Source organism: Luteimonas marina (genome assembly GCF_007859325.1).
Taxonomy (GTDB): domain Bacteria; phylum Pseudomonadota; class Gammaproteobacteria; order Xanthomonadales; family Xanthomonadaceae; genus Luteimonas; species Luteimonas marina.
In genome coordinates, this window is the sequence record NZ_VOHK01000004.1 from 440081 (window position 1) to 452733 (window position 12653).

Here is a 12653-nt window from a genome sequence, read left to right on the forward strand (position 1 = left end):
CCGCTCACGCGGAGTCTCCCTGTGGATGAGGTGTGATTGCCGGGTCTTCCGGCTGCGTTGCCGCCAGGTCGTGCAAGAGGCTGTGCCCGCGCCCCAGCCGGCGGCCCAACTGCTCCACGAACTGCGCGAACCGCGCCTGTCCCTGCGCCTTCGCCGCGGCCTGATGCGCCTCTGGCAGCGGCGCACTGACGGTCAGGTAATAGCGCACGTACAGCGCGATCGTTTCGATCAAGATGGTCTGGTCGCGCTCCAGCCGCTCGAACTGGCGCGAGAGCCGGTCCAGCCGCTTGGCGACCATCTCCCGGTTGTCGCCCTCCGGCGACAGGTACGCGGCCACGGCCGTGGCGACGATGCCCGACACCGATACGCCCTTCATCGCGGCCAGCTCCGACAGGCGCTTGTCGTGCGCGTGCTCGAAATACACGTTGCGGCGGACCCGACTCATAGCGGAACTCCGCCATCCGGTCCGATCACCTGTCGCACGCCGCGCTGCCGCGGCGGATCGCGCCACGTCGCCGGTGCCTCGTCATCGAGTACCGCCAGATCGGATGCCGGCGCTGGGCGCAACGCCCACGCGATCTCCTCCTGCTGCTGCAACCCGCCATCGTCCCCGACACCGTCGGTGTCAATGCCGTCCTCGACCACCGGCACCGGCGGAATCGGCATCGCGCTCCAGTCGTCGACGCTGCGCGGCGGTGCGTCGGCATACGACCCATCCGACAGAGCCGGCGGCGGCAGCACCCGTCGGACGAAGTTCGGATCGGTGTAATACCGCAGCTTGCGCGCGCGCAGCGGCGGATGCCCGGCCACCATGACCAGTTCCTCGTCCGGCGGCAGCTGCATGATCTCGCCCGGCGTCAGCAACGGCCGGCCGATCGCCTGCCGCGACACGTTGACGTGGTCCAGCCACAACGCACCGCGCGAGCCGCCGTAGCTGCGGTGCAGGTGCTCCTGCGTCGCCATGCCGAGCGTGTCCGACAGCCGCCGGGCCGTGCGTTCGTCGTTTGGCGCGAACGCCACGCGCACGTGGCAGTTGTCCAGGATCGAGTTGTTGCTGCCGTAGGCCGCTTCGATCTGGTTGAGCGACTGCGCGATCAGCAGCGCCCGCATCCGGTAGCCGGCCATGAAGGCCAGCGCCTGCTCGAAGAAGTCCAACCGTCCCAGCGCCGGGAACTCGTCCAGCACCCAGAGCAAGGGGTGGCCGTCGGGCGCGGCCTCCAATCGCCGCCCCCAGCGGAACCTGCGTCGCGGCGTCTCGCGCTGCGGCAGGGTCTCGGTCAGCCGCCGGCCAATCTGGTTCAGCAGCAGCCGCACCAGCGGCCGCGTGCGCTCGATGTCGGACGGCGGCACCACCAGGTACAGCGACACCGGCGCCTGTGCAGACACCAGGTCGGCAATACGCCAATCGCAGCGCGAGGTCACCTCGGCCACTACCGGATCGTGATACAGGCCGAGGAACGACATCGCCGTGGACAGCACGCCCGAACGCTCGTTGTCGCTGCGGTTGAGCATCTCCCGTGCGGCTGCGGCCACGACAGGGTGCGGCCGGTCGCCCAGGTGCGGTGTGCGCATCATCGCGCCCAACGTGCGTTCGATCGACCGGGCCGGGTTGGATAGGAAATTGGCGACGCCGCGCAGGGACTTGTCCGGCTCGGCGTAAAGCACGTGCAGGATCGCCCCGACCAGCAGCGCGTGCGAGGTCTTCTCCCAGTGGTTGCGCCGCTCCAGCGCGCCTTCCGGGTCGACCAGCAGGTCGGCGATGTTCTGTACGTCGCGCACCTCGTGCACGCCGCGCCGTACCTCCAGCAGCGGGTTGTACGCCGCCGACCGTGCGTCGGTGGGATTGAAATAGAGGCAGTGCGAGAACTGCGACCGCCACCCGGCGGTCAGCTGCCAGTGTTCCTCCTTGATGTCATGGACGATGACCGAGTGCGGCCAGGTCAACAGCGTCGGCACGACGACGCCCACCGCCTTGCCGGTGCGCGTGGGCGCGAACAGCATCACGTGCTCCGGACCGTCGTGGCGCAGGTAGTCCGCGCCCAACCGGCCGAGCAGCACACCGCGCGCGACCAGTAGCCCGGCCATCCGTGCCTGCGCCTTCGTGGCCCAACGCGCCGAACCATGCATCGAAGCCGGCGTCCGCCTCTTCGCCGTGCGAGCCACGATGGACACCATCACCGCGACCGCGACGCCACCGACCATGATCAGCCCGCCGCGAAGGAAGACCTGCGGCGCATACGCCTCGTAGTCCAGCCACCATGAGAACAATCGCCACGGCGCGTACACCGGATAACTCGACACCTCAAACCACGGCTCGCCCAGCCGTGCTTGATAGCCAAGCTGCGCCGCCGTCCATTGCGTCGCCGTCCACATGCCCGCGACTGCGACGCCCAGCACCGCAAGCGCCTGGCCCACCTGCACACCGGCTCCGGGAATGCGCACGACAGATATTCCCCACACAGCGCGACAACACCGTCGCTGGCATAAGGCTCGCCGTCGATGGACAGGTGGTCAAAGACCTATTGCGTGACAGTTGAAGTTGCTAACGCAAGATTTCAGGTCGTGGCTTGCCGTGGAGAAAGTGAGCGTAGTTCAGCCAGCGACGACTTGTATCGAATCGTCACCGTTTACAACGCTCCATGGCCATGCTTGTCATTGGATAAGGCTGTTGTCAGTGACGAAGGCGCATCGAGTTTCTAGAAAGTGCATCGCTCGCTGCGCGGGCATCACGCGCGATCACCTTGCTTTAGGCATCCGGCGAGGATATAACTCACGGTCGCCAAATCTTCGTCGGACAGGCGGTGCAGCGCCCGCCGCATGCGGCCGTGCGGGCAAGGCTCCGCCGCCTGCATCCGACGCCCCAGCGGCGTCAGTGAGATCGCGTAGCGTCGCCGGTTGTCGGACAAGCGGTGCGATTCCACGAAGCCGCGATCGGTCAAACTCTGCAGCAGCCGCGAGGCGGTGCCCATGTGCATGTGCAGCCCTTCTGCAAGCGCCGTCAGCGGCACGCCGGGATGGTCGTGAAGCCAGCACAGCGCCAGCCACTCGATTGGCGAGACGCCACCGGCCGTCGTCTCTGCGGCCAGGCCATCACCCAGCATCCGGATTTGCCGCTCCAACTGCGCGAGCAGCCGCAGCCTGTCCTGCATAGCGTCGTCGCCACTCATGGCAGCAGTCGCCGCAAATAGAGGAAGTCACCTCCATCTCCGCGGATCGAGCCGTCGCGGATCAACAACCGCATTGGCTCGAAGCCGAAGCGCAGCAGGAACAGCTGACCGGCAGCGTTGTCGCTCGCGCAGGCTGCCAAGATCTGGTCGACAGTCTTGTCACGACTGCAACGCTCGATCACCGTCTCCATCAACAGCCGCGACGCCGGCGTGCCGCGGTAGCGCGGCAGCACGTAGACCCCCCAAAGCAAGCCGATGCCGCCATAGGCACGGTGCTGTTCGTGCCCGAGCGCCGCGGTGCCGACCAAGATGCCGTTGCAGAACGCGCCCCACACGCAGGTGCCGTTGGCCGCATACTCGTTTAGCCGTGCGATGATGCCCTCCGAGTCCAGCCCGGTCTCATCGCGCACCTGCGGCTCGGGCGGATACGTCAGTTCCTCCGCCGCCCGCCGCCGCAGGGCGCAGTACGCCGCGGCGTCCGACTCCGACAGGCGCTTGAGCTGGAGGAAAGGCGACATGGCTCAATCCCGAAAGGTTCGCGCCCACCATGCGGCGCATGCGTGACGGCCGAACCGAGGGTGTCGTGGACATAATCGGCAAGGCGATCGACGGCAACTGCCAGCCGACCCGAACGCTTGCGAAGGATCATCGCCAGTACGCATGTGTCCATCCGGGTTCACTGAAGGCGGTAGGTGTCGCGCACCGGAACGCCGGCCACCTCGCACGCGACGCGGCGTAGAGTGAATGCAGGACCCCGGCCCGAACGTTCCGCTTCGACGCGCCGCGAGTCGCTCTGCGCTTGCTGTAGCTGCCGGCAGGCATCACGGAAAGACGGATCTATGGGCTCGTCGCGCGCCTGCTCCGCGGGCCTTGCACTGCATCCACACAGACAGACCGACAGCAGACATCCGGACCACCGTGCGAGCCGGTGCTTTGGATCGCCGCCCGCCACGTTAGCAGCCGAGCATCCGCAGCCGATGGCCTCTCGGCGTGTGCGGCGCCGACAGGTCGATGCGCAGCTCGCACAGCCCCTCGATCCTGCCTCGATCGTCCACGCGCACGAACCCGTGTCGCCGGATCATCCGCAGCGCCCTTCGGTTACCCAGGCTCGCATGGCCCAGCGCTTCCACCGCCATCGGCTGTCTGCGGCTCCAACCGAGCGCAGCGTGTATCAGCGCGCTGCCGATGCCGCCGCCGCGATGCGCAGAATCGACGTACAGGCCCCAGATCCGGATCGTGCGCATGCGGCTTCGTTCAAAGAAGCGCGTCGCACATACCACGCCCTGCAGTATCCCCGCGTCGAACGCGCCCCACACGCGCGTACCTTCCAGCGCATGGTTGGCCAGCAGGTCGTTGTCGAAGCGCACGATGAACGCTAGCTCGCGCGCCATCTCCTCGCCGGTCAGCACGGGGAACTCTTCGAGCATCGCGCGCCGCGACGCCAAATACGCCTTCGAATCCTTCTCCGTCAGTAATCTCACCTGCACCATGCCGCTCCCATGCGGAAAAAGACCCCTGGATTTCGAGGGTGATCCACCCAGGGGAAGGGGTATGCGTTGCCGACTCAGCCAAGCGTGCGCGAACCGGAGAGAACAGCTCCCGCAGACATGCCTATGGATATAAGACGTTGTAGAGCGCGATTGCCTACCTGCGGTGGCGTACGGGCCTGTCGCGCGGACGCCGCTGCGGCCACCTATTGGTCGGCAGGCGGCGGGGCGTCGCCTGGTTTTTTTGCCCATGAACCGCTGGCGGTAAGCTTCGCTTGCGGCCTCGCAGACTGCATCGTCCATGCTGGCACGATCGAGGCGGCACTGGCGCTGCACTTCCTTCAGACGCTCGGGATCTGCGGCCATGGATTCGACGGTATCGGGAGGCATCGAGGGCTGGCATCCGACAAGAGCTAGCGCCAGCCAGAGGCCGTAGTGGTGTTGCATGACCTTCTCCAATGTTTTGTTGTGTTCACATCTCCCTGTCCGCGTCCTGCCCTTCCGTGGGGATCGCCCGTTCGAGGAAGCGTGCCAACTCTTCGGACGGCGCCGTGTCGGGCCGAAGCAGGTACGTCGTCAACACCGCGGACCTGCCCGCCAATGGGCGGGCGATCACCTCCGGGATGCGGTACTGACCGAGTTGCGAAGCACTGGCGAAACCGACGCCGTAGCCGGCAGATACCAGCGCCATCATCATGGCGAAGCTCGCCACCTGTTCGACCACCACGGGCTCGACGTCCACCGTGCGCAGCAGACGTTCCACCTGCCGGTGCGCGCCTTCGACCTGCTCGGCGTGGAACAACACTAGCGAATGGCGGAGCACCTCGACCAGCGGCACGCGCTTGTGCGCGAGCAGCGGGTGGCGGGCGGGCACCGCCAGCACCAGCGGATCGGTCCAGGCCGGCACTGACACCACGCCTTGGGCATCGACGGCGGCATGGGCAAAGCCGACGTCGAACTCGTCCGTCCGCAGACCCAGCAATTGTCGCGCCAGCGATACCTCAAACAGCTGCAGCCGCACGTCGGGTTCATTCTCGCGGCTGCCGGCAAGCAACCTCGCGAACCATGGCGAAGCAGTGCCATCGGAGATGGCGATCCGTAACGAACCACGAAACCCCGCGCCGGCGGCCTTGCCGCTGATCTTTGCTTGCTCCAGCGTCGCCAGGACACGTTTGGCTTCCTTCAGGAAGACCTCGCCCGCCCAGGTCAGGCGTGTGTTGCGCGTGGTACGCGCCAGCAATGCGGTGCCGAGGTCGTACTCCAGATCCTTGATCGCCCGCGACAAGGGCGACTGCTCGATGTGCAGCCGCTCCGCTGCGCGGGCGAAGTGCAATTCCTCCGCAACTGCGATGAAATACCGGAGGTGACGCAACTCCATGACGTAGCCTCGTCGTGCAGCCCCTTCGTTACCAAGTTGAAAGGAAAGCATCTCCCCGATGCCCTTACCGTGACTCCTTCACGTGAACAACCGGGAATCGAATATCAACTCACCGGAGCCACCTCAACAGCCACCGAGTAAACCGTCCACCTCAATGCGGCCGCTTCGCATATTCCTCCACAGTGCGCACAAGTTAGGCCCTATGTGTCCGCCAGCCGAACCACCTTCGAACAAGCGGTTCGACCACTTTCAGCCACGCAGCCGCATCAATGCCCACTATCGGCAACACTAGTCAGATGAGAGGGGCAGGTCCTTCAGATGCTTGTCCAAAAATTCGAGAACTCTTTCAGAGGCATCAATAGCGGTATCCACGGAACCAATGAACAATCCGTGTCCTGCGCCAGGATAAACGGCAAGCTGAGATGTTTTCCCAAGTCGATCAAGCGCCCTGAAGAACTTCAAATGTTCCTGCACAGCTCCTTCAACATCATCTGAGCCAACAAGCATCAAGATTGGCGCGTTAACCCTATCCACGCGATGGTACGGCGAATTATCAATGTAGCGCTGAATGTTACTCCAAGGCGATCCAAGACTAAGCGATGTTTCACCAAACTGAGCCAACGCACCATAAGCACCCATCAGGTCATAAGCACCCGCGCCGAAGACATATGCTCGGAAAAAGTTTGTGTAGGTGGCGGTCGCCGCTGCAGTGTAGCCGCCCTGCGACCAGCCAGCCAAAGCAACCCGATTAGTGTCGATGTATCCTCGCGCAGCAACGGACTGGACTTGGTTAACAATCACGTCCGTTGATTCCTGAGCGCGATTGCCTATGGTCGTGCGCGGGCGAACTGGTAGTTCGATGTAAAGGACTGCATAGCCTCGCGATAGCAGAGCAGCTGCAGGAATTCCAGCCTCTCTTCCCCCGCCATACGCGTAAGCGTATCGCGACATTCGCAAGCCAGGATAGTTGACCACAAGCGTAGGAAGCCGATCACCGGCAGTGCTCCCTTTAGGGACGATCAACGCAGATCTGGCACTCAAACGCGAACCATCCCACCCTGGAACCTCAACCACCTGCTCCCGAACCTCGACTTCTGGAAAACCGTCGATAGGTGGGTTGATGCCGGAAATTTTGTCAAAAGAGCCTTCAGGCCGAATGCGCACAAGGTTCAAAGGCGTCGACGTATCCTCATATGATGCAACAATGAAGCTTTGATCCTCTGGACCATCGAGTGGAGTTAGCAATCCCGCGTGCCGCCAGACAACGCGAGATTTCCCAGTACCAATATTGTGACGAAGAAGAACCTGTTGAGCAGTGCTTTCGTGGTAACCCAGCAGCATGACTTCATGCCCCGATGGTTGCCACAGCCGGCCCTGCGTGGTTAGCAAGCTATTGGAGTTGAGTGTTACACCAGCGGGTAGTTGCTGCCTTCGAACAGAACCATCCGAGAGATCAATCAATAGCAACTCGTCGGTGGGTTTGGTGACCCCCGGCAAACCTCCCCTTGTATAGTCAAGCCCCCCCACCACCGCCAACCATCGTGCGTCACGACTCGCTTCGAATGACCTTGCGCGTACGACCTCGTGAGCTAACGGTCTACTCCGGAACTTGCCGTCGTGCATCTCCGCGATGTTTAGAAGGCCTGCAGTCTGATAGATGAGCCGGTCACCCGGCAGCCAGCTCAAGCTCTGCTTTTGATCTGTGTAGTCGACATCATGGACGGAGAACTCACCGGCCTCATTATCTTCTGACCCGATAATGGAAAGATTGGTCGTGAAGTAATGATACCGATTGTGGTCATAGTGACCATTGGTTTTAAGATACAAGTTCGTTACTGTTGAGTAGGATGCTATCCACTGACCCGACGGTGAGCTGGCCGCAACAATCGCAGGACCTGCTAGCCGAAGATCGGTTGCCGGGCCCATAACAGCGTCAACTTCAATGATTCGTGCCGGGTGAAGAGCAATGTAATTTTGCTCAACAGACCTTGGTGTTGGTTCATCCAAGCGTTCTTTACCGGACCGATATACGGTAGCGGACCGATCCGGTGTATCTAACGCTGATGCCTCGTTCTCCTGCTCCACGGTGTGGGTAGCAACTGATGCGACGATCTTCTTGCCATTCGCACTCCAGTAGGGCACCAGTGGCCTGCCGCCCAAACCCAGCGCAATTGGCTCCATAGACAGGCGTCGTGAGGCTCCTGACTCGACGTCATAAACCCATAGATGAAACTGATTGCCGTAACTCTCAGTGTCGAGTGCGAGAAACGCAAGTTGGGACCCCGATGGATCCCAACTAGGCAACCAGGTTGTCTCAGCGGTCGGGAGAGGATCTACTGTATTACCAGTTGTCAGATCAACGATCGCAAGGCGCGCTCCTCGATAGTAGGCATCGGCACTGCCACTCGTATGGTCATTCGGTCGGAATACGGCATATGCAAGCCTTTTTCCATTCGGAGAAACAGCCACTTTGTCGATTACGCTTCCATCACTAAAGGCGCTCCGCAACAAATCCCTTACACCCGCCTGGGTCTGGAACGAGAACAATCCCAAAAGCAATGACAAAGTGATTGAACACACGCACCGTACTTTCATGTCGTGGAACCTTCTGATATCTGGACTTGATTAGTTCCACTTCTTCGTAAGCCGTACCGAGAGGTATCGTCCGAGTGCTGATGCATTTGCCGCGTCAAAACGGAAGCCGTCATACGAGCTTGAGTTGAGAAATCTTGGCGGATCTTTGCCAAGAAGATTCTCTGCACTAAGCGTCAAAGTCATATTGCTCAATGGACCATTCGGGAACCACACCGAGGTGTCAGCACGCAGCGTGAGATCTACAGTGGTCCAGGAACCCATACGGGAAGCCGGGGTTGAGAACGGATTCGCATATGCGTCAACGTAGTTCACATACAAGTACGTTCCGATCGCACCATTGGTCCAGCCACCAGTTAGGCGCGCCCGGAGATCCACAGGCTTGCCGACTTCGTTCAGTAAATTCGACGCAGGACTCGAAGCAGTAATATTGCGGTTGTGATCGAGCGTGTACGTTGCATTCAGTCCGAAGTTCAGTTCACCGGCGGACGTATCGAAACGTGCGTCGATCTTCATATCGAGACCCCGCACTTTTTCCCGCGCCAAGTTGCGCATACGATTGTCAAAGATCGCGATCCCCGGAAAGATCGTCAAAACATCTTGAGCTTGTGTCTCGGGGTTGAATGGAGTTCCAGTTACGTTCACCGGGGGCGTAGCTGAACCTTGCACTATGGCCGCCAGCTCTTCAGCTGTAGGGTTGCGATTGACGAGGGGTGAGTAGATCGCTTCGTTCCGAAGAGCATTGGTTTGCCACGCTATGAAACTGCTCTCTGGATAGTCGAGGCGGTTGTCATAATCAATATCGAAGTAGTTCAGCGAGAACTGCAATGCTGGCGCAAAACTTGGTTCATAGTTCACTCCAACGCTCCAAATTTTGGCCTCTTCCGGCTCGAACCTTGGAACGTTTCCGCTCCGGACTAGCACCGGACGCAATTCGCCTCCGAGTGTCGGATCAGCTTGGCGAGTAAGCCAGTAGCCGGTGGTTCCCGGCTGATATCGAAACAATTCTGGCGCTCGAAAAGCTTGGGATATCGTTCCTTGGAACGACAAACTAGTTGTCGGTCGAAAAATTATTCCCAACTGCGGACTTACAGCCGAACCAATATCGCTATAGTCGTCGTAACGCGCAGCTAATGACAGACTAAGCGTGTCCCTGGCCGGTTCAACACCGGTTAGCAGGGGCACAAATAGCTCGGCAAATACGGCTCTTGCAATGCGGCTTTCATCAGCTCCGTTTCTCGTGGATGGCACGCCATCCGAAATCAAACTATAGCGATAATCTTCGTGACGCACTTCGGCACCGAATGCGACGAGCGGCTTTAGCCCAAAGAAAGAAGGTAGCGGCCCGTCAAGCACCAAAGACAATGCCGATAGCCGGCCAGTATCGGTATTGTTATCGTCTCCACCGAACGAAAAATCGCCATAGTCTGAGAAGAACTCGACGCGCCGGTCCGTTTGATTGCGGCCCACATTTCCGTTCAAACTAAGGCCCCACCCGGCGTTCAGATCGACTGTCGCACCAGCGGAAACGCTGATCTGCTTGGTCGATCCTTCACTGTCCGCGAAGCTTTCGGCGGTGGCGCCTGGATTCAGGCTCCGACTCGCGCTGTTCAGTGTCCGTTGGGTGTACAGCGCATCTGCATGTAGTTCGATTCGATCGTTTAACTCGAACCTCCCTGAGACCATCGCTGAATCTTGCCGCCCACGCGGTAGTACTTCGTTACGGCGCAGGATAGTGCCGTCAAACAGTTGCTCGAATCCTAGGTCGGTTTTCAGGAGATCGAGTTCTTCATCGCGCTGATGGTCATAGGCGAATGCAAAACCGCCGCGGGCGGTACGCATCCCGGTGATTACGTTGAACTGCAACCGCTCACCGCCGTCCTGGCCCCAGCCGTAGAAGGCTTGGCTTTCAAAGCCTGAAAAGTCGCGGCGAGTCACCAGGTTCACAACTCCGCCCACCGCATCAGCGCCATAAATTGCAGATCTGCCGCCGGTTACGACTTCCATACGATCAATCATGGACAGAGGTATGGCGGACACATCAACCGCCTGACCATAGATCGCGTTCACGCGACGCTGTCCATTGAGCAGTGTCAGCGTTGATCCGGCACCTAGTCCACGAAGATCGACAGCTGCCGCACCTTCTGTATTCAATGCCGCCGTACCCGTGAGGCCAGGCGTGCCTCCAGACGCTACTGTTATCGTCCCGCGCGAAGCCGCTGCGAAATTCTGCGGTAACGTTCTTAGGACACCTTCGATGGATGAGTGTCCAGTCCTCTCAAAATCATCGCGCGTTATATCTTGTATGGGTCCGACGACTTCTTTCACTCCACGAATGCGCGTGCCCGTCACCGTCATTTTGCCGAGATCCTGGATGTCCGGCTGCGATGACCCGTTGGTTGCCGACGTATCGGCCGCCGGAACCTGCGATTCTGATTTTGGCGCAGAGGATCGCCTCAGCGTGAACGTTGATTCGCCGGCTGCCTGCGCTTCAAGCCCCGAGCCTTGCAATAGGCGTTGCAAGGCATTGACTGACGTGAAACGACCGGACAGCCCTCGTGAGGTCTTGCCCGCAACCAACTCTGACGAATAGAGCACGGTGATTCCACTTTGTGACGCTAGCGCGTCCAATGCCTCACGTAGGCTGCCAGCGGGAATGGAGAACTGCTGCTGCGTTTGGGCGGTTTGAGCCGTCGCCGTCGCTGGCAGCGCAACGGCGATGCCACCAAGCGCGATGGAGAGCGCCAGCGCCATTGCGCTGACACGAATCGACGCACGACCCACGGTATTCCTGATTGCGGTATTTCGACAGTCGACTTGCAGCCTTTCCCCGGTCATAAGTCCTCCCCAGACAGTTGGTGAATGTGAATTGAGGGCGCAGGCGCGCATACGCAGGGCCGTCACCTTTCTGTAAGACAAAACGGGGAGCCAGTGCCTACCTCCGATAGGGAAAAAGTTGCGGATGGAAGATTGAGGCGCACGCCCCGTCCCCGGCTCTCGCTTCTTGGGAGGAGGGGCGATGCCCTACTGACGTGTGAGTAGGATTTCGTTGACCGCGACCTGCCGGGACTGGATGCCCCAGCCCTGTGCCAGCAGGCGGCCCAGGCTGTCGCGGTTGCGGGTCTGGAAAACACCGCTGATGCGCTCTTCAGCCAGCGCAGGATCGTCGATGCGGAGCTTGGTATCGCTGTACCTATTCAGTTCAGCCACGAAGTCCTGCAGCCGCCAGTTGTCCACGTACAGCTTGCCTTCCATCCAGCCCTGCACGGCCCGCAGGTCGGCGTTCTGGACGCTGCCTAGCGTGCCGTCCGCGTCGAACCGCAGTGTCTGGCCGGGCTGTAGGGACGCAACTCGAGCCGGCCCATTCGCCGAACTCGCGGCCACGTGCACTTGGCCCTCCTGTAGGGTCACCGTGGCGCCGGCGCCCTCCACCCGCACCTGGAAGCGCGTGCCTATGGCCGTAACGGTGCCGCCCAAGGCATGCACCACAAACGGGCGTTCGGGATTGCCCTGAACCTCGAACTGCGCCTGTCCTCGCAGCAGATCCACGCGGCGTTCGCCAGGGCTGTAGCGTTCCACCACCACGGTTTGCGTATCGAGTGTGAGATTTGAGCCGTCTGCAAGCGCGATGCCGCGCTGGTCGCCGGCGGCGGTAGCATATTGCGTGCCCGCCGGTGGCTCCTGAGGAGCGAACGGTACGAACAGGAAGACGGCGGCCGCGCCGATCGCAGCAAGGGACGCCGCAGGCAACCACCAGCGACGCAGCCCGCTAGGTTTTGGAGGGTATTGCAGGGCGTGCCTCGCCGCCTCGCTGAGCGCCATGCTGCTGCGGATGACGGCGTTACTGTCGCGCCATATCGCCTTCGCGCGGTGATACGCCAGGGCATTCCGCGGGTCGGCCGCGTGCCACCGTTCGAACTCCTCGCGCTCGGCGTCGGTGCAATCCTCGCTGTCCAGAAGTGCGACCCATTCCGCCGCTTCTTCAGTCGCCCGCTGACTTACGTCGATGTCAGGTTCCTTGCCCATGCT

At 61.2% G+C, this 12653-nt stretch carries 9 protein-coding genes and 1 pseudogene; all 10 read right to left on the reverse strand.

What is annotated here, in order from left to right; translation table 11 throughout:
• Positions 1-4: 4 nt before the first annotated feature.
• A complete protein-coding gene (locus tag FQY83_RS11250; protein WP_146388025.1) occupies positions 5-445 on the reverse strand; it encodes a CopG family transcriptional regulator in 441 nt (146 codons plus the stop codon).
• Positions 442-2436, reverse strand: coding sequence for an IncP-type conjugal transfer protein TraG (gene traG, locus FQY83_RS11255; RefSeq protein WP_146388143.1), 1995 nt, complete (start codon positions 2434-2436; stop codon positions 442-444). The genes FQY83_RS11250 and traG overlap by 4 nt, the downstream gene beginning before the upstream one ends.
• A 290-nt stretch (positions 2437-2726) precedes the next feature.
• Positions 2727-3167 (reverse strand): MarR family winged helix-turn-helix transcriptional regulator, encoded by a 441-nt coding sequence (locus FQY83_RS11260; RefSeq protein WP_146388027.1) that lies wholly within the window; start codon positions 3165-3167, stop codon positions 2727-2729.
• Positions 3164-3685, reverse strand: coding sequence for a GNAT family N-acetyltransferase (locus FQY83_RS11265; RefSeq protein WP_146388028.1), 522 nt, complete (start codon positions 3683-3685; stop codon positions 3164-3166). The genes FQY83_RS11260 and FQY83_RS11265 overlap by 4 nt, the downstream gene beginning before the upstream one ends.
• Before the next feature lie 435 nt (positions 3686-4120).
• Positions 4121-4657, reverse strand: a complete 537-nt coding sequence (locus FQY83_RS17790; protein WP_238333481.1) for a GNAT family N-acetyltransferase — start codon at positions 4655-4657, stop codon at positions 4121-4123.
• 267 nt (positions 4658-4924) lie between these two features.
• Positions 4925-5101, reverse strand: a pseudogene (locus FQY83_RS17905) (EexN family lipoprotein); the annotation flags it as partial.
• Between the two features lie 25 nt (positions 5102-5126).
• On the reverse strand, positions 5127-6032 hold the full coding sequence (locus FQY83_RS11275) for a LysR family transcriptional regulator (RefSeq protein ID WP_146388032.1): 906 nt from the start codon (positions 6030-6032) through the stop codon (positions 5127-5129).
• Positions 6033-6320: 288 nt separating this feature from the next.
• The gene (locus FQY83_RS11280; protein WP_146388034.1) at positions 6321-8627 is read right to left on the reverse strand and encodes a S9 family peptidase; all 2307 of its coding nucleotides are present in this window, start codon (positions 8625-8627) and stop codon (positions 6321-6323) included.
• A 30-nt stretch (positions 8628-8657) separates the two neighbouring features.
• The gene (locus FQY83_RS11285) at positions 8658-11378 is read right to left on the reverse strand and encodes a TonB-dependent receptor domain-containing protein (protein ID WP_158636487.1); all 2721 of its coding nucleotides are present in this window, start codon (positions 11376-11378) and stop codon (positions 8658-8660) included.
• A gap of 270 nt (positions 11379-11648) precedes the next feature.
• Positions 11649-12650 carry a FecR family protein gene (locus FQY83_RS11290; protein ID WP_146388038.1) on the reverse strand — a complete coding sequence of 334 codons (1002 nt, stop codon included), beginning with the start codon at positions 12648-12650 and terminating at the stop codon, positions 11649-11651.
• Positions 12651-12653 lie beyond the last annotated feature (3 nt).